Source organism: Lysinibacillus sp. NPDC094403, assembly GCF_050278745.1.
GTDB lineage: Bacteria > Bacillota > Bacilli > Bacillales_A > Planococcaceae > Lysinibacillus.
Genome location: NZ_JBNNTL010000012.1, coordinates 115,070 through 132,235, shown reverse-complemented (window position 1 = coordinate 132,235; position 17,166 = coordinate 115,070). Strand labels below are relative to the sequence as shown.

At 34.7% G+C, this 17,166-nt stretch carries 20 protein-coding genes and 1 pseudogene; 12 read left to right on the top strand and 9 right to left on the bottom strand.

Annotated elements, in window-relative coordinates; all coding sequences use genetic code 11:
- On the bottom strand, window positions 1-286 hold a 286-nt coding region (locus tag ACQKMV_RS17155), incomplete at its 3' end, for a hypothetical protein (protein WP_427505386.1).
- A gap of 492 nt (window positions 287-778) precedes the next feature.
- Here ACQKMV_RS17155 and ACQKMV_RS17150 point away from each other — a divergent pair.
- Together ACQKMV_RS17150 and rlmH are read left to right on the top strand one after the other, a co-directional pair.
- Window positions 779-943 (top strand): CxxH/CxxC protein, encoded by a 165-nt coding sequence (locus ACQKMV_RS17150; protein ID WP_427505384.1) that lies wholly within the window; start codon window positions 779-781, stop codon window positions 941-943.
- A gap of 90 nt (window positions 944-1,033) precedes the next feature.
- Window positions 1,034-1,513, top strand: a complete 480-nt coding sequence (gene rlmH, locus ACQKMV_RS17145; protein ID WP_427425715.1) for a 23S rRNA (pseudouridine(1915)-N(3))-methyltransferase RlmH — start codon at window positions 1,034-1,036, stop codon at window positions 1,511-1,513.
- Between the two features lie 193 nt (window positions 1,514-1,706).
- Here rlmH and ACQKMV_RS17140 read toward each other — a convergent pair whose 3' ends face one another.
- The gene (locus ACQKMV_RS17140) at window positions 1,707-2,642 is read right to left on the bottom strand and encodes a LysM peptidoglycan-binding domain-containing protein (RefSeq protein ID WP_427505383.1); all 936 of its coding nucleotides are present in this window, start codon (window positions 2,640-2,642) and stop codon (window positions 1,707-1,709) included.
- Window positions 2,643-3,017: 375 nt separating this feature from the next.
- On the opposite strand from ACQKMV_RS17140, the gene ACQKMV_RS17135 reads away from it, so the two are divergent.
- The 4 genes from ACQKMV_RS17135 to ACQKMV_RS17120 all read left to right on the top strand — a co-directional run bounded on the left by ACQKMV_RS17135 (window position 3,018) and on the right by ACQKMV_RS17120 (window position 7,459).
- Window positions 3,018-3,644, top strand: a complete 627-nt coding sequence (locus ACQKMV_RS17135; RefSeq protein WP_427505381.1) for a hypothetical protein — start codon at window positions 3,018-3,020, stop codon at window positions 3,642-3,644.
- A 336-nt stretch (window positions 3,645-3,980) separates the two neighbouring features.
- Complete coding sequence (locus ACQKMV_RS17130; protein WP_427505379.1) at window positions 3,981-4,925, top strand: AraC family transcriptional regulator; 945 nt, start codon at window positions 3,981-3,983, stop codon at window positions 4,923-4,925.
- 15 nt (window positions 4,926-4,940) lie between these two features.
- The gene (locus tag ACQKMV_RS17125; RefSeq protein ID WP_427505378.1) at window positions 4,941-5,315 is read left to right on the top strand and encodes a DUF1761 domain-containing protein; all 375 of its coding nucleotides are present in this window, start codon (window positions 4,941-4,943) and stop codon (window positions 5,313-5,315) included.
- A gap of 269 nt (window positions 5,316-5,584) precedes the next feature.
- On the top strand, window positions 5,585-7,459 hold the full coding sequence (locus tag ACQKMV_RS17120; protein ID WP_427505376.1) for a leucine-rich repeat domain-containing protein: 1,875 nt from the start codon (window positions 5,585-5,587) through the stop codon (window positions 7,457-7,459).
- Window positions 7,460-7,591: 132 nt separating this feature from the next.
- Here the strand turns inward: ACQKMV_RS17120 and ACQKMV_RS17115 are convergent, their stop codons facing one another.
- Window positions 7,592-9,058, bottom strand: a complete 1,467-nt coding sequence (locus ACQKMV_RS17115) for an amidase (protein WP_427505375.1) — start codon at window positions 9,056-9,058, stop codon at window positions 7,592-7,594.
- Window positions 9,059-9,192: 134 nt separating this feature from the next.
- On the opposite strand from ACQKMV_RS17115, the gene ACQKMV_RS17110 reads away from it, so the two are divergent.
- A complete protein-coding gene (locus ACQKMV_RS17110; RefSeq protein WP_427505374.1) occupies window positions 9,193-9,924 on the top strand; it encodes a response regulator transcription factor in 732 nt (243 codons plus the stop codon).
- Window positions 9,925-10,207: 283 nt separating this feature from the next.
- Here ACQKMV_RS17110 and ACQKMV_RS17105 read toward each other — a convergent pair whose 3' ends face one another.
- The 5 genes and pseudogenes from ACQKMV_RS17105 to ACQKMV_RS17085 all read right to left on the bottom strand — a co-directional run bounded on the left by ACQKMV_RS17105 (window position 10,208) and on the right by ACQKMV_RS17085 (window position 12,969).
- Entirely contained in the window at window positions 10,208-10,825 is a 618-nt protein-coding gene (locus ACQKMV_RS17105) for a sterol desaturase family protein (RefSeq protein WP_427505373.1), read from the bottom strand.
- Between the two features lie 21 nt (window positions 10,826-10,846).
- Complete coding sequence (locus ACQKMV_RS17100) at window positions 10,847-11,530, bottom strand: GntR family transcriptional regulator (RefSeq protein WP_427505371.1); 684 nt, start codon at window positions 11,528-11,530, stop codon at window positions 10,847-10,849.
- A gap of 85 nt (window positions 11,531-11,615) precedes the next feature.
- Window positions 11,616-11,729 (bottom strand): annotated as a pseudogene (locus ACQKMV_RS17095) (GAF domain-containing protein); the annotation flags it as partial.
- A 233-nt stretch (window positions 11,730-11,962) separates the two neighbouring features.
- A complete protein-coding gene (locus tag ACQKMV_RS17090) occupies window positions 11,963-12,385 on the bottom strand; it encodes an exosporium protein C (protein WP_427505370.1) in 423 nt (140 codons plus the stop codon).
- Between the two features lie 242 nt (window positions 12,386-12,627).
- Complete coding sequence (locus ACQKMV_RS17085) at window positions 12,628-12,969, bottom strand: BRCT domain-containing protein (RefSeq protein ID WP_427505369.1); 342 nt, start codon at window positions 12,967-12,969, stop codon at window positions 12,628-12,630.
- Window positions 12,970-13,227: 258 nt separating this feature from the next.
- Here ACQKMV_RS17085 and ACQKMV_RS17080 point away from each other — a divergent pair, with 258 nt between their 5' ends.
- Both ACQKMV_RS17080 and ACQKMV_RS17075 read left to right on the top strand, forming a co-directional pair.
- Window positions 13,228-14,025 (top strand): MBL fold metallo-hydrolase, encoded by a 798-nt coding sequence (locus ACQKMV_RS17080; protein WP_427505367.1) that lies wholly within the window; start codon window positions 13,228-13,230, stop codon window positions 14,023-14,025.
- Window positions 14,026-14,254: 229 nt separating this feature from the next.
- The gene (locus ACQKMV_RS17075) at window positions 14,255-14,533 is read left to right on the top strand and encodes a hypothetical protein (RefSeq protein ID WP_427425700.1); all 279 of its coding nucleotides are present in this window, start codon (window positions 14,255-14,257) and stop codon (window positions 14,531-14,533) included.
- Window positions 14,534-14,776: 243 nt separating this feature from the next.
- Here the strand turns inward: ACQKMV_RS17075 and ACQKMV_RS17070 are convergent, their stop codons facing one another.
- The gene (locus ACQKMV_RS17070; RefSeq protein ID WP_427505391.1) at window positions 14,777-15,268 is read right to left on the bottom strand and encodes a hypothetical protein; all 492 of its coding nucleotides are present in this window, start codon (window positions 15,266-15,268) and stop codon (window positions 14,777-14,779) included.
- A gap of 273 nt (window positions 15,269-15,541) precedes the next feature.
- Between ACQKMV_RS17070 and ACQKMV_RS17065 the strand changes: the two genes are divergently transcribed.
- The 3 genes from ACQKMV_RS17065 to ACQKMV_RS17055 all read left to right on the top strand — a co-directional run bounded on the left by ACQKMV_RS17065 (window position 15,542) and on the right by ACQKMV_RS17055 (window position 16,611).
- On the top strand, window positions 15,542-15,694 hold the full coding sequence (locus tag ACQKMV_RS17065; protein ID WP_427425699.1) for a hypothetical protein: 153 nt from the start codon (window positions 15,542-15,544) through the stop codon (window positions 15,692-15,694).
- A 197-nt stretch (window positions 15,695-15,891) separates the two neighbouring features.
- A complete protein-coding gene (locus ACQKMV_RS17060) occupies window positions 15,892-16,209 on the top strand; it encodes a hypothetical protein (RefSeq protein ID WP_427425698.1) in 318 nt (105 codons plus the stop codon).
- A 3-nt stretch (window positions 16,210-16,212) separates the two neighbouring features.
- Complete coding sequence (locus ACQKMV_RS17055; RefSeq protein ID WP_427505366.1) at window positions 16,213-16,611, top strand: MerR family transcriptional regulator; 399 nt, start codon at window positions 16,213-16,215, stop codon at window positions 16,609-16,611.
- Window positions 16,612-17,166: the final 555 nt, after the last annotated feature.

Genomic DNA, 17,166 nt, shown 5'->3' with positions numbered 1-17,166 from the left:
TCGCTGCCGCTTTGCTTTCGCGCAGGAAACATTTGTCGCTGCCGCTTTGCTTTCGCGCAGAAAACATTTGTCGCTGCCGCTTTGCTTTCGCGCAGGAAACATTTGTCGCTGCCGCTTTGCTTTCGCGCAGAAAACATTTGTCGCTGCCGCTTTGCTTTCGCGCAGAAAACATTTGTTGCTGATGCTTCGCTTTCGCACAGAAAACATCCTGCAGGGTCTCATCTGTGACGCTGATCATCAAGGAGGTCGCCCAGCCGGAACGAAGATCAACTATTTCACTTAGCATGTACCTTCTTGCATGTCACTAATTTATAGTGATATGACTAAGCTTCGATAACAATATTTGATTTGTGTGAAAGTGCAGTGCTAACGAAGCGGCGGCATTTCTGTTGATCATGATGAGTAGCGATAACCTTCACTTTTGAAATGCATAAAATTTATAAAAGTTATTCCCTTTTAGCCGCATAGCAAAGCTTCTGTGGTAAGCGAGTAGTCTGTAACAAAGAATACCCTAGCCACAACACATCAAAGACTTCCTTGACCATTTTTTGTGGACAGAAATCTGTTTGAAAGAAAAGTCGACTGAATTAACAAGAATGATTTAGAAAATATTGTGGATAACTAGAAAATTGTGAATAATAACATTTACACGGCGAGAGGCGGTAGAAAGCCTATTCTTCCATACTCGGCTGTCCTTTGTTACAATAGATTGTGGATAACATAGACTGAATTGTGAATAAGTTTGTGGAAATTTCGGAAAATAAGAAGAGGTGTAAAAATGGAAAAATACAGCTGTGAAAACCATATAGAACACGCTTTAGACATGTTTGTGGCAGAGCAAAAAGAGTTCCCAATTATGGATAAAATCGAAGGGGATAAAAAGTTATCCACAAAATGTAGCTACTGTGAACTACCTGCAGAATATCTTGTATCAAGTAAATAACTTTACACAAGATATAGGAATCACTTGTGGATATGTTGATAACTTTTGTGGATAATTTGTTTGTAAATGAATTGTAAAGGTGGATAACGTGTGAATATAACGATCGTATCAGTCGGAAAACTAAAAGAAAAGTACTTAAAAATGGGAATAGATGAATACGTAAAACGTCTCGGTGGCTATGCAAAAATGGATCTAATTGAAGTACCAGATGAAAAAGCACCCGAGCAGCTAAGCGAAGCAGAAATGGAAATCGTAAAGAAAAAAGAGGGTGAACGTATTCTATCTAAAATCGGCCCAGATACATACGTTATCGCCTTAGCCATTAACGGCAAAATGAAAACCTCTGAGCAAATGGCGGCAGACCTTGAATCCCTCATGACCTACGGCAAAAGTAAAATCGCGTTCGTCATTGGTGGCTCCCTTGGTTTACACGATGATGTGTTGAAACGAGCTGATGAGCTACAATCCTTTGGAAAGATGACATTACCGCATCAGCTAATGAAGCTTGTTTTGGTAGAGCAGATTTATAGAAGCTTTAGGATTATGAAGGGTGAACCGTATCATAAGTAAGTGCGGTTTTTAAATGAACCACCTGGAACGTTGAGAAGAAGTAAGTGAGACAATAACGAACCTATTGGAAGAGCTGAAAAAAATAAGCAAAAAAGAACCTAATCTGGTTCTTTTTTGCTTAGTATAAGGATTCAAGTCACCTTTTTGTTCATATATATAAAATCCTAAGGATAGGATGGGAATAGAAGATATGTTAGTTTAATATTGTTACCTTTAATTGTTTTACTCCAAAATTGATTGCATCCTGTTGAGAAGGGAAAAAGACATCGATTCGATTTCCTTTAATGGCTCCGCCAGTATCCCCTGCGATCGCTTCACCATAGCCTTCTACATAAACTTTACTACCAAGTGGAATGATAGTTGGGTCAACTGAGATGACCTTTGCATTTGGGTTTGTTTTAAGGTTAATTCCAGTAGCAGTAATACCGGAACATCCCTCACATGAAGCCGTATAGGCTGAAGCTTCCACTATAATTTCCTTTGAAGCAGTATTATTTGTTGCTGGAGCGGTTGCTTCAGGTGCATTATTCTTTGAAGCTGTATTAGATGTTGCTGGAGCAGTTGCTTCAGGTGCACTATCCTTTGAAACGGTATTAGTTGTTGCTGGAGCGGTTGCTTCAGATGCACTCTCCTTTGAAGCAGTATTATTTGTTGCTGAAACAGTTTCTTTATGTTTACTCTCCATTGAAGTTGCATTATTTGTTACTGAAGTTGTAGTTTCCTTTGATTCATGTGCTGCAGGCTTTATTGGTTTGTCAGTTACAGCCGTACTAGTTTTTGTACCATCAATGATGTATAGATTTAAACCTGAATGAATGAGGTCCGTATGTAATTGATTCCATTCTTTAATTTGCGAAACGGTTACTTGATGATCAACGGCTATGTCCCATAATGTATCACCTTGCTTAACGGTATATTGTTGTGCAATGGTAAGGATATCACCAGGGTGAATAAGGTTAGTAGTAATTTGATTCAACGTTTTGATATTTTCTACAGATGTATTATGTGCACGGGATAAATCCCAAAGGGTATCCCCTTTTTGTACGGTAATCGTTGCAGCTTGAACATTAGCACCTAAAGTTGCCGAGAGCATTGCAACTGGTACAATTGAAATAATTTTTTTAAGCATTCATTAATCCTCCATGTTCGTTCTTAGTTGTTAATTTAAAATAATCGTAACATAGTTTTTTCTGAGAAAAAGAACAAGGAGGTGTTAATTTGTTTACGTTCATGGCATTTATATTGCAATAATATTGCTAATATTAAACGATACTATCTCCTAGATGAAGATACCTATTATCTAAAGTATGTTCTTAGGTTTAATGCAAAAATGACAGTGAAAAATCCAATTTTATCAACAGAAGCAAACCATTCAAATAGAATAAGAAATATAATTTGTATTTGTAAAAATGACGAGGTTGAATTTATTTCGTTAACGGATTCGATAAAGGTTAAATGTGATAATGTATATACATAAAATAAATTTGATAAATGAGGGATAATCATGTCAGTTGTGAACCTGTTAGCTTCTCAACTAAGTCGAAATGATGAAGTGCCAAATATTGAGCTGGCACATAAATTAGCTAATGAAGAAAATTATGCGGGCATAGAAGAAATAATTGAAAACCTTACTTGCAAAGATAAAAAGATTCAATACGATTGTATTAAAGTAGCGTACGAAATTGGGCAAGTTAAACCAGAACTCATAAGTAAGTATGCGCTGACTTTTATAGAGTTGCTAAAAAGCCGTAATAATCGTTTGGTCTGGGGCGGAATGACTGCATTAGCAACGATTGCCGAGGGAGCATCAGAAACCATTATGGCTCATCTTGACATATTAAAAAGTGCTATGAAAGTTGGTTCAGTTATTACAATTGATAAAGGTGTCCTAACTCTTGCGAAGCTAGCAGCCGTCAGTAAGGAAAACAATGATGTGATTTTTCCAATATTACTCCATCACCTTGAGAATTGCAGACCAAAGGAAATTCCTCAGCACTCGGAAAGTACGCTTTTAGCCGTAACAGATGAAAATAAAGAGGAATTATTGAATGTGTTACGAAAAAGAGAAAAATACCTAACAGCACCACAATTAAAAAGAGTCAAAAAGATTTATAAAACATTAGAAGCTTAATAAATGTAAATTTTGAAAAGTTGTATGTACTGTAAGTATTGTTATCAAGACGTGTGGACGCCTATGTTTATGGTAAATGTCATCGGCAAACTAAGGTTGATAGCATAAATAAGTGTCATTTTGATAGGGATCATTTATATTAGCGGATTATAGTTGAAATCCTTCATTTCAACATAGAAAGTCAGCTCAATTTGAGTTGACTTTTTTTGATCGGTAAAAACCATACTTGGGGTGATGTCTAGGCTCGTAGACCAGCTGATGTCAAAAGTAGATGCATCTGTTAAAATTGAGATTATTTAAGGATCTAGTAGCTTGTAAAGGAGTAAAAGTAAATCAATGGATTACGATAAAGTTCAACGTATGCAAATCAATAAAGTAGTAGAGTATATTGAAGAACATATTTATGATACCCTCCGACTTGAACAGTTAGCCAAAGTGTCTACGTATTCTCCTTTTCATTTTCAACGATTGTTTAAAGGGATTATTGGCGAAACTCCGGCTGGCTATGTAAAACGGATTCGTTTGGAGAATGCGGCACATTTATTAATTTATGAACCACAATTACCAATCACACAAATTGCATTAATGAGTGGCTATTCATCATTGTCTGCTTTTTCTTATTCATTTAATGCCTATTTTAAAACGAATCCAAAAAGCTGGAGAGAAGGAGCTTATTTACAACGATTTCCACGTGAATATCATAATCGCAAGAAATCTAAACTTGTAAGCACAAATAAGAAAGTAGGAAATGAACATAGCTCTTATAATGGATTCAAATGGCTAGACTTAACAAAAGTACAAGTTGTTCAATTTCCAATGTGCACAACAGTAAATAGGTATAATATTGGTTCTTACAAGAATGGAATTCCAGATGTGTGGGAAGAACTCTATCGATGGTCGAATGCAAGAGGGCTAGTTGGACAGGATACAATGATGTTCGGTGTTCCGAGGAGCAATCCATACATTACACTGCCAGAAAAAAGTCGCTATGATTGCCGCATAGCCATTTCTAAGCATACAGAGATAAATCTAGACGATGAAATGACCTATACTTTTAATGGCGGGAGATATGTATTATATTCTTTTGATGAGCCTGTTGAGTATAGTGAAAGAAGTATGTTAATCGAATGTTACTCAGAATTGTATAGCTATTGGTTACCGATTAGTGGGTACAAATATTTGGGAAATCCAATTGAGCTTGTGCACATTGAAGAAGTGAGTGGTACACTCAATCTTAATTGCAGAATTAGTGCAATCGCTTTAGCCATAGAGCCTAAATAAATCGGGGGTAAATGTATGTCAATTGATTTAAGTGCGTTAAATTATCTTGCTATTCTTATTGGTGGAATTTTGTATATGATTTATGGGGCGATCTATTATTCCATATTAGTAGGGAAGGAAAATCAAAGTAAAGGTGCATTAAAATATGTGATTTCAGTAATCGTTGCCTTTATTAGTTCCATTTTTATTGCTATTCTCGTTCAAGCAACTAGTTCAAATAGTTTGTTAGAAGGTGCTGCTGTAGGAGGTATTATTGGCATTCTTATTTCAATTGTTTATTTGAAAAATACATTATTTGGACTTGTAAATAAGAGAAATTTTTTAATTGCGATTGGTGACCATTTTATCATTTTTACCTTACTAGGAGCACTCCATGGTCTTTTTGTCTAATCGTATCGATTTTATAGATTGAAACGAGTAAAAAGAAGGATCTCTCATACATATGAGATCCATTTTATCACAGTGAACCGTATCACAAGTGATAGTAAAGAGAAGTTTGAACTTAAAAAAGTGAATAAACACAACGAAAGTCGCCTCTTCGGCGACTTTTTTGTTGTAGGTCTAAAGATGGAAGATAATTAGTATTTAATAGAAATATTGACATTTATTTTTCGGACAACTAAGCTTAATGGACAATAGTGCTGGGGAGGGGACTGCCAGTGGAATTCATTAAATTAAATTGTCCGAATTGTAATGGAAAAATTGAATATAAAGAGGAGCAATCATTCAAATGTCCTTTTTGTGAGACTGAAATAATGTTGAAAGAGAATAAAGTCTATTATGTTGATCAGACGATAAATAATTATTATGGTACAACTCCTGCGAATAAAGCTACACGTCCAAAACCGAATTTAAAAGCGCTTTTAATGATACCGATTGTAATCCTTTGTGCATTCCTTGGCTATTTCCTTTTGAGCGGTAATCAAACAGAATACGGCAATAATGAGAAATTACCTGTTCGGAAAATGCCTGAAAGCGAAGTTCTTTTATTCTTTTTAAAAGATATTTTTGATAAAGGTGAAGCAATGCCGACTAAAGAAGAAATCGCAAGTATCCGTTATTTGAAGGCATACTATTCTGAAGATCAATGGCATTTTGATTACAGTCTCGACGATCCGTTTACAAATAAGCAAGCCGAAATTTCTAACTATATTATCATGGATAAGTTATTAAATACACAAAAAATCGAACAAAAAGATTTTGAAGCCTTTACTGGTCTGACGGTGTTGAATTTGATGGGCGATTATGAAATATCACAAAGTGAAAATGTAAGCTTCCGACATTTGGAAGGTTTAAAAAGTTATACAGGTAGCTTTAATGAATCATTTAGTAAAATTGCTGAATATTTTAGCGATAAGTCTAATGTTGTAGAGCTCTCTGTCCAAATTCGAAGTAATGATGAACTTGCTTTATTATTAGCGTTTCCTAATCTTCAATCACTTGAAATTTCGTATCACACCGAGACGGTTACAGACTTCCCTCTTCTGAATAAACTGCCATTAAAATCATTGTCTTTAAGATTTATAAATGATTTGAAGTGGTTGTCTTCATTAACTGATTTAGAGTCGTTAGCAATAGATATGAGTGAAGCGACAGATTTTAGCTCGTTCTATTCACTGAATCAATTACAAGAATTGAAACTTACAGCGGTAAAAAATTTAAAAACGCTTGATTTTATACAAAACATGCCCAACTTACAATCGCTTGATCTTGAAAATATGGATATTACGAATATAGAACGCCTTAGAAATAAGTCTTCATTGACAAAGCTGCGTTTAGCTTCTCTTTATAAATTAGAATTGCTTGATATTGTGAACAGCCTGACTTCACTGACCGATTTATCGATAACTGGTTATAGTGGCCAAATAGCATCGATTGTAGCACCCCATTTAAAAAAAGCGGAATTAAAAAGTACATTCCTATCCAAGTTAGAGGCACCTGCTTTAAAAGATCTGACTGTTGATATAAGTGGGGCACAGTCGCATTTGAATGGAGCAGAATTACTAAAATACCCACAGCTAGAACAACTTACAGTGATGGAGTCTGGCGATTTTACAGGCATACGTTCTTTAAATCGTTTACCAAATCTGCAAACAATAAATTTAAATGAAACAGCTTTTTATGAAGAGACGAGTGAAATATTCAATTTACAGCATGTAAAAACGTTAAATTGTAATGAATGTAGGTTTCAAGTTAATAGTCAAACTTCGTTTAACAACAACATACTAGAACATTTAACTTTGAATGACGTATCCTTTCGAATAGATAATAGTGACTGGGTGCATGAGGTTGATAAGATTATGCCATACTTTGCTGGCCTTTCAGCTCTGCGTTCATTTACTATACAAGATAGTTCACTACAATCATTAAGTTTTATGGAAAATTGGCAACAAATTGAGGTGCTTCATTTGGAAAATAACGCTATTTCAAATGTAGAGCCTTTAGTGAATTTGCCCAATCTGAAGAAGCTATATATTTTAGGGAATCAGGTGCAAAATAAATCTGTTCTAGACAATGGAATTGTGATTTATTGAGGTAACGTACTTTTTTATATAGACTATGTTCATAAACTATTAAGACGGTTGTATTGCAACGTTTTAATGGAATGCCATACAACAGTAAACTAGCAAAAAGTAGGTGCAAGAAAAAATCTTGCACCTACTTTTTTATATTGTCGCAATTTCCGTAACTTCTGCACCCACATGTACGGGTGGTTTACGATCTTTCCATGGAGCAGATTCTTCTAATTGTTTCCCAAGCTGTAAAAGGGTTAACTCATCTGCGAAGCGTCCGGTAAATTGCAGCCCGATTGGTAAGCCTGACGCACTCATCGCAAGCGGTAATGATAATGATGGTTGACCTGTTGCGTTAAACAAATTGGTAAACGGCGCGTATGTGAAAATTTGCTCAGTCCATTCAATCGCCGAGATATTTGGATTATCCGCATTTAGCTCACCAATTTTCGCTGGCAATGTGCCGATTGTTGGGCTTAAAAGCACATCATAATCTTCAAAGAATGTCGCTACTTGACGTGATACAAGTGCATTCGTATTAATGGCTTCTAAAAGTGCGCTAGCTTTTAAGTTTTTGCCATATTCATAGCATTGCCAAATGGCTGCTTCAATATTATCGCGTGAAGGTGTTTTACCTGTTAATTCTGCTGCTCCCATAATCATTTTATAAATATTCGCTGTCCAAATATTTACCGTTGCGCGTGAAAATGGTGCTTGGTCGTAAACTGGTCGAGCTTCGACTACTTCATGCCCTAACTCTTCTAATAATTTTACGGCCTTATGTACGGCCGCGATGCATTCTGGATCAACGAATGCACCAGAATTTGTTTCTGTTGTCCAGGCGATTTTCAGTGGACGTACATTTTGCTGAATTGCTTTACTGTAAGGTATTTCTGGGCTTTGAATAATCGAGTAGCATCCTAAGTCTGGCCCAGCTACTTGATCCAGTAATGTAGCGGTATCACGAATGGTTTTTGTCAGCGCAAATTCAATTGCTAGCCCATTTAATGCCTCACTATTATATGGCCCCATTGGCACGCGACCGCGTGAAGGCTTTAAGCCAACGATACCACTGCATGATGCAGGAATACGAATGGATCCGCCTCCATCATTACCATGCGCGATTGGGACGATACCACTTGCGACAGAAGCGGCTGCACCGCCACTTGAACCACCAGGACTATGGTCTAGATTCCATGGATTACGTGTTGGACCATAAATGACAGCTTCGGTTGCGGCATTATAGCCGAACTCTGGCGTTGTGGTTGTACCGCTTAACACAAAACCAGCATTTTTAAAACGTTTCATTAATTCACTATCGACAGACATTACCGCATTTTCTGCAACACGACTGCCCATACTATGTGGCACATCTTGCGCATGGAGTACAACTTCTTTAATTAAAAATGGGACTCCTGCAAATGGTTGATTATCATTTAAAGTTGAAATCGCGTTGTCAGCCTGTTCCTCTAACACGCTGACGACGGCATTAATCGAAGGATTAACCTTTTCAATACCTTGTAGCGCTAATTTTGTAAGCTCTTGTGGTGTCACTTGCTTTGTCTTTACTAACTCCGCTAATCCAAGACCATCATATGATGCATATTCTTGTAAATTCATCTGATCACCTCATTATAGTTTTGACTTACAAATTCATTTTAGATTGAGGTGAAAAAAATTGATATTACCCAAAAGGATAATTCGTTTTAAGCGAGAATATATGGATTTAAAATAGAGAAAAAGGTGAGTTAATATTGTGTGAGCATAAAGAGTTGAAGTATTTATTAGAAGCAACGGTTCAGATTTCAAATATGAATATGCAACAAGCAAGTGAAGACTTTAAATTGAATATGTTGCAAGTATTGAGTAAATGTTTTCAATATGAGCATACGGTATTTTGGGAAGTGGCAGATGGGGAGTTAAATGAACAGCCTGTCTGTTTCAATGTAGGGACATGTATGATACAAAATTATCTGCATGAATATAAATATTATGATCCTTTACACCCAGTGAATATGAAAAACCAACCCGATATTCAATTAATGCAACGAAATGAAGTAATATCGATGAAGAAAAGGCAGCATTATGTGGAGCGTTTTTTACAATTAAATGATTTTATAGATGAAATGGGTATGTATCTGTACAATCAGCAAAAACCAATAGCGGTTATTGGCTTTTTGCGAAAAAAAGGGGAAATACCATTTACAGAGCAGGATAGTCAAAAGCTATCGTATGTAAAGCGGATGATTGAAAATGTTTATTTATTACATCAATATGTTCAGCCAGGCGAGTCATTGCAAATTACACAACGTGAAAAAGAGTTGTTAATGTATTTATGTAAGGGATTTAAAAATGCTGAAATTGCTAGTTATTTATATGTCAGTGAAAATACAGTAAAGAAGCATCTGCAAAATTTGTATCGAAAATTTCAAGTAACTCCCCGAACGCAGCTTGCATTAAAATATGCAGAAAGCTTTCGAGCGTAAAAATAAACTGTAGGCAATCGATAAAAACAGAGTGCTATTTTAACCCGAACAATCCCACCTTCTTGATCTATCAGACCTTTCAATTTTTTATTAGACGTTTTATGGAGAACCGTATCATAAATAAGCGAGGTTTAAAATATAGAGCCTAAGACAATGAATTTTTTATGCAATCTTTCTTCCCAATAGAGAAAAATACATGTCACTCTCAAAGAAATGTTGAAGTTACAAAGTTCATTCGACATTTCTAAGGGAGTGACATGGATAATTTTTTATAATTCTATTTCTAGTCGCCACGTTTCTCTAGATTTTTAGCAGTTTTACTTTGGGTAACATCCTTTTGGTTTTTAAAGGTACCCATGAGAAAATCATAGGCTGGGTTCGTAACACCATACCAGTAATTTTCGTTTTTGAAATGATGCAACAAATGAACTTTTTTCATCCAACGCCCCCATGGAGATATTGGCTGAAGGGGGCGATGGGCGATATAATGCTTCCACTCATAAAATAATAAAAAGAACATGATGCCTGCAATAAATGCGTTTGTTAATACAAAGCTAGATGAAAGAAAATAAAAAATAGCTCCTACAATTGCAATGTTTGGCACACTATACCATAAGGGTAAAAATAATAAATGTAATTCATTTGGACTTGTATGATGGTCATAATGTAAGCGTTTAAGCATTTTTAACAAAAATGCATTCTTAGGTGGGTTCAGATGAAAAAGAAACCTGTGTGTAACATACTCAGCTAATGAATACATAATCATTCCTAGAATAAAAGCACCCAAAATTTTGATAGAGGTTAAATGTAGAATCATAAAACCAAAGCTAATGAGGAATAGAAAGCTCATGATTAATATATCAGGGTAGGAAAAATATTCTTTAAAATATTTCAATTTCATTGATCACGCCTCCAGCAATCTTTATTTTTTTCTATCTTTCCAGAGAGCCAAGCTTTTCTCCATTGTTGTCTTAGACAACCCTTCCGCTTCCATTACATCTCCCTTTAATGCAGCTTTTAATAAGTCGTGGTAATAGTTGAAGGACAACTCGCGATGATCTTTTACAGAAAAAAATCTTTTCGCCATATCTATATAAATGGAATCGAAGCTATTTAAAATGAGTAGAAAGATTGGATTGACAGCAAGGCCAGCACACTTTTTTTGCAAATCCCAATCAAATGCTGCATAGCTTTCTGCACTATCTTCAAGCTGCTCTAGATTGGCAAGGAGAGCAACCACTTTAGGTTGATTAAATGTAACAGCATCACGGATATAAGTCGGAGTCAAAGAACTTCTTAATTCTAATAAGTACATGACAAATTCATCTGTAATGGTATGATGATTCTCAACAATATTAACAAGTGTCGTTAGATTCCCATTGCGCCAATAATCATTAACAATCGCAGGCATTCCTTTTCTCCCTGTTATCCATCCACCCCTTCCTAAACGTTGAAGTACCTCCCGAATTGTTGGACGACCAACACCAAATTCTTTTGCAAGCTCTCTTTCCGGCGGTAAAGTACTTCCTACTGAATAAACACCAGCCAATATGGATCTAATTAATTCATTCTCAATTTTATCTGAGGAGCGTTCTTTTTCTTTCAAATCCTCGTCCCCTTTGTTTTTTGGTAATACAAATTAAATACAGTGGTAATACCAAAAATTATATATTAAGTTCGAATTTTCTGTCAATAGAAAAAGTGGCGAAGTTCATTGGGATTCCATAATCAAAAACATGGCCAAATGACTCTTGCTCAAAGGAGATGGGGAGAACTAATAAAGATTTAATATGAAACCGTTTAATTAACTATATATCTAATAAATTTTAGGTTAAGGAAGTTAAAATATAAATGAATAAAATAAGCTGTATAGAAAGGAATAACTTCTATACAGCCTATTTTTTTAATACTTATATAATGTGCCATAAAACATGTATTTTACTTCATCATTCAACACTCTAAAAAAATCGACCATGTATGCCACGAATCTGTACTGGGCATAAACATGAGTCAAGATGCATAGAAAGAGTTATTAATGTTAGCTTTTTATAGCTAGGCCACTAAAAGAAATTGGTCCAACAATGTTTGCTTGTGTGTTGGGGGTAATATTCTCAACAAAAACCTGATAGAAGTTAGCGCCAGCTACTAAATTGGAATCAATAGCTTGGAATGTAAAGATGTAATTTTGTTCTGAACCAGCTGATTCTGCTCCATTTTGAGTATTATAGATTTCTTTCCCGTTACGGAAGATTCTAAATACAAGTTGGGAAATATTCGTAACTCCCGTCACACCCACGCTTGCAAGTAGCTCAACGTTATTATTTCTTGAAGCGGTGCCTGGGATGTTTATTTGAATCGAAGCTAAAAGAACTCTGAATGGAGCCTGTGGAATTGGAAAAGCAGTTTCTGGGTTAAACGTACTTAGAGGTTCAGTTGCTTGGTAATCAAGAACTTGCGCCATTTTTATCACCTCCTTTTGCTAGGATACTATAAGATATGTTCTATATTAGAGCTTAATTGTGTAGTAAACTAAGCCGTGCTAATTTTTAACTTTGTTTAGTTAACTGTTCTAGTTCTTTTGGAATTGTAAGCTTTCAATATAGATTTATTATTATAAGTTTGAGGTAATAAAATATGTGAAAAGGTATGTGAACATAGTTGTTTTGCATACCTTTTTAGATGAAGTGAGTGAAAGAAAGGCGTTTAAATTTGAGGTAACTCTTCTTTTTGCATTGAAATGAGCCAAATAAAATCATCCTCAATAATAATTTGAATGTCTTGGCCAAGGCTAATCAATTTCTCGGCTTTTAATTGTTTCGTACTTATACCGCGACGTTTGTCCCCAAGAATAACGAAATCTGTATCTTGTGTAACAGCCCCTTGCATAATCCCTCCACAAGCTCTTACTCTTTTCGCAGCTTCTGAACGTGTCATAGCGGAAAGAGCACCTGTAAAGACGATTTGTTTATTATAAAACGGATGCATCAAGCACTCGGATGGGTCAGAAAGTAAGATGATTTCTGTGTTGTCCTTATTGTTGTTCATGTTGACTCTCCTTGATTGAAATGAAAGATTTCTAACCTTCATGGAGAATAGTATCATATAGATCTCTTCTTCATGAATACTTGTATCAATAGATAAAACTAAGAGTTTGTGAAGTTTAAATCGATTTTGCGTATTTTTCCAAAAGAAGGATTTTGTAAATGCTGCTCGAACTATGAATAGTTAGGACAAAAAATTAAATCTTTTGTTCGACAAGTTTGCTTATTAGCAAGGAAATAAGGGGAAAAGGATGGGTTTATAGTGATTCAATTCCAAAAAAATAATATTACGGTTTTCCAAAGTGCATTATATATGACTACCTCGGCAATCATTCAAACTAATGAAGCAGTAATTATGACAGACCCTAATTGGTTACCTACTGAAATTGAAGAAATTAAGAGCTATATCCACAAGATTAAAGGTGATAAACAACTATTTATTATTTACACACATAGCGATTTTGATCATATTATTGGATCTGGTGCATTCCCAGAAGCTAAGGTAATTGCATCTAAACAATTTGATGAAAATCCTAACAAAGAAGACAGCATTCAAAAAATTAAACAATTTGACCAAGGATATTATTTGAATAGAAACTATTCACCTGTATATCCAACTGTAGACATTGTTGTTTCAGAGGATGGGCATAAATTAGAATTAGATTCCCTAACTATGATATTTTATCAAGCACCTGGTCATACGAATGATGGTTTGTTTACAGTTATAGAGCCTTATGGTCTGTTTCTTTCTGGCGATTATTTGTCAGATATTGAGTTTCCATTTATTTTTAGCAACTATGAAGACTATGTAAATACGGTCAATAAAGCTGAAAAAATTTTGCTGAATCATCATATAACGACCCATATACCTGGACACGGTTCGACAACACAAAATCAACAGGAAATTCAAAAGAGAATAAACGATTCGAAGTATTATTTAGAAAAGCTTCCTCATGATAATGGAGAGTTAGAAAGATATTTAAGTCTAGAGTATCCATTTTTTGAAGGAATGAAAAGCATCCATACTGACAATAAGAAGATGGCTAAAGAAAATGAGTAAGAGGCTGATAAAAAGGAGACCAATCATTTTAGACGATCTCGTTTTTTCTTAAACTTGCCCTTCACTTATTAATGCATGAGTATTATCTTCTGTGTTTTTAAAAAATAATATACGCGTTTTTGTTTGTTCCATTTAGATATTCGCTAACTTCTGCGTACATATTTTCTGCACATATTCCAATACTATATCTAGATTATTTATCAAATTTGCAGGAAGGGAAGAGGCAAAATTGGCTAAGCACTCAGATATGAGCTGGAAACAGGATCATCCAAGTACTTTGTTTGGGAACTCTGTCCAAAAGGCGGAGCGTTTGTTGAAGCATGCAAAGTCACATCCGGAGGAGATAGCGATTGAGCATGCTTTCAATCAAATCGAACATGCAGAAAATGCATTTATGAATGCAAAGCAATATGGTGAACATTTGGATACAGTCCAACAAAATAAAGCATACTTAGAGCAGATCAAGCGGCAATTACACGAAATGCAAGGTAATATAGAGAATCAATAAATTACATTGGTTCTGAACAGTAGACTTAAGCGGCTTAAACCCCATAATCAAAGGGACTTAAGCCGCTTAATTATATTCCACTTGTTTGCTTGGTAGTCGATTTTTTATGTGAAATGTTGTGCAGATGAAGGATTAATGTTTTGAATCACAAAATGTAGCCCGTCGGTTTACTCAATGTAGTTAGTAAAGAGCTTAACACGGATAATTGAGACCTTTCCTGGGAAATATTTTCTGTTTTTTTAGTTAACACCAAACAATTATTTTATACGGTGTGGTTTGCGCAGGAATACTTCTTGTAGTAGGGCCATAAATAACAATTAAGTTTCGATTTGCGGGGCTTTTTGAAAAAGGTTGCCCATTTTTGAGCAAAATAAGTGTATAAGAAGAAAGATTTAGTTGTAATTGGCCATCACTACTCACTAATTGGTTATTAAAGAAGTCGACTTTAACATTTAGATAGTTATTTTCCTTTACAACGATGAGTGCTCGATATTGGGGTGGATATATCAAAGGGACAGGTGCATCCCCATCATAATAACCAGTAATTTGATCACCGAGAGTCACAATGTCTTGATTTACAAAATAAGTAGACGGTGATACGACAAAATTGACGATGCCCCGAGTACTATCTTCTACCGTCATAAGTTTATAACAACCTTCCCTTTCTCCATTTTGCCCGACCGAAAAATCATCAATCTGTGTAACGATCCCACGAAAAGATTTAAAACTTACCATAGCCATTCCTTTCTTTATAAAATCTAAATTGATCATTGGTGAGAAAAAGCTCCGTATGATTATTGTTTATCCAAATGAACTGATTTGAAGTCAAAAGAAAACCAATCTTACAATAAGTATTTGAGTACAGCATCTTTTAATTTATGTAACATTTCCAATTTGGGTGACAGAGAATGATTTTATTATTAAAAGGGTAGGTTTATATATTACATGAATCAATATATACTTAATTTGCAAACTATAAACGTTATTTTTTAAGAGGAGGGGAGCCTATTGAAGTGGATTTCTAAAAATAAGAAACCCCTTTTGATATTCATCATTATTATTATTTTCATTGCAGGTATACTCGATATCAAATATGAAGGATTGTTCTTTCAAATATTACCAGAGTCTATTCAAAACTATTTAGCTAATATTTTCAAATAAGTAGAGTCTGGCTAAAAACCCATCTATTCATAGTTGGAATTGGATTTTTATCCAATTCCTTTTTTAATCTCAAGCAAAATTTGCGATTAGAAGAATTAAAGGAGTTGAGGTAAGAATTGCTTCTCTTCGTAAGTCTGTTGACATGGAGTTAACTCCATCTTTTAAAGTGAAAGTATTAAAAGAATGGGGTGATGTGAATGGCTATTATTACTTATGTATTGATAGGGTTATACGCATTATTAACAGGGTTTGCAGGCTTGCATCAATGGAAAGAGAATGGATATCAAATACGAGTATTCTTATTTGTGGTCTTGTCTATCAGTATACTTGTAACGATATTTATCCCAAACAAAGCTTTGGTACTGATGTTACTAATTCTTGAATTTGTTCTGTTACATGTATTAGCAATTGCTGAAGGGCTATTAACAAATAAACAGCTTAGATATAGTCACCATTTCGTTCGCTTCATATTCCATTGTATACTACTATTAATGGTTTATAAATTTGTTAAATAGCAGGTGATTATTATAAAAATCGGTGAATTTTCTATATGTACTAATCTTAGTAAAGATACCATCCGTTATTATGAAAAAATGGGCATATTACATCCAGAAATAAAAAACAAACATCGTGAGTATAACGAGGATCATATTGAAATAATTAGTACTATCCTAAAACTAAAGCAATGTGGTTTTTCACTTCAAGAGATTAAAATGCTTTTTGAATGGTCGCAAAATACTGATGAAAATGATGAATTGACAGAAGCGGAGATCCAAAACCTTCAACAGATGAAAATATTATTTCAAAATAAGTATAAACAGATGACTCAAAGAGAAAAAGAGATTCAACAAATAAAGCAAGTATTGCTACGTGCTGATTATAAAATGGAGCAGCTATTAGAAAAAAATAAAGGTTAGATAGGTGTTCTAATAAGAATTATGGCATTATTTTAGAGACATTTGAGATAATCATCAAATTGAACAAATAATCTTGTAAACGACGAATATATTTCCTTATATTCAAAGGGAACATCAATAAAAAAGATAACATTTTATAATTTAACGCAGCTAATTAGGCTGTGTTTTTTTATATACAAAATTCATTTTTCCGAAAGGTCTTCTTTATTAAATCTCGAATATATTGTGGTATTCCAAAGTGCAATTTTTAAGAAAGGTGATAATAATTTTATGGAAGAATGGGAAGTGGCTCTTGAAGAGTTTTTAAAAGATTGGAACAACCAAAATGATGTTGTAGGGGCACTTGTATGTGGCAGCTACATAACAGGAAATCCTTCTAGATAGATGTACATATTATTTTATCTGATGATGTTGATTGGCGAGAGAGAGGAAATAGAATTATTAATGGTTTTCTTATAGAATATTTCGCTAATTCACCAAAACAAATTTGCAAATAGATAGATGGTTGGAAAATAAAAAGTTCTGTCGAAGAATAGGATGAGATTTGACTGGTTA

Coding starts and splice junctions, on each gene's coding strand:
- ACQKMV_RS17150 (WP_427505384.1), top strand. CDS start 779: ATGGAAAAATACAGCTGTGAAAACCATATAGAACACGCTTTAGACATG.
- ACQKMV_RS17140 (WP_427505383.1), bottom strand. CDS start 2,642: ATGCTTAAAAAAATTATTTCAATTGTACCAGTTGCAATGCTCTCGGCA.
- ACQKMV_RS17135 (WP_427505381.1), top strand. CDS start 3,018: ATGTCAGTTGTGAACCTGTTAGCTTCTCAACTAAGTCGAAATGATGAA.
- ACQKMV_RS17130 (WP_427505379.1), top strand. CDS start 3,981: ATGGATTACGATAAAGTTCAACGTATGCAAATCAATAAAGTAGTAGAG.
- ACQKMV_RS17125 (WP_427505378.1), top strand. CDS start 4,941: ATGTCAATTGATTTAAGTGCGTTAAATTATCTTGCTATTCTTATTGGT.
- ACQKMV_RS17115 (WP_427505375.1), bottom strand. CDS start 9,058: ATGAATTTACAAGAATATGCATCATATGATGGTCTTGGATTAGCGGAG.
- ACQKMV_RS17105 (WP_427505373.1), bottom strand. CDS start 10,825: ATGAAATTGAAATATTTTAAAGAATATTTTTCCTACCCTGATATATTA.
- ACQKMV_RS17090 (WP_427505370.1), bottom strand. CDS start 12,385: ATGGCGCAAGTTCTTGATTACCAAGCAACTGAACCTCTAAGTACGTTT.
- ACQKMV_RS17085 (WP_427505369.1), bottom strand. CDS start 12,969: ATGAACAACAATAAGGACAACACAGAAATCATCTTACTTTCTGACCCA.
- ACQKMV_RS17070 (WP_427505391.1), bottom strand. CDS start 15,268: ATGGTAAGTTTTAAATCTTTTCGTGGGATCGTTACACAGATTGATGAT.
- ACQKMV_RS17060 (WP_427425698.1), top strand. CDS start 15,892: ATGGCTATTATTACTTATGTATTGATAGGGTTATACGCATTATTAACA.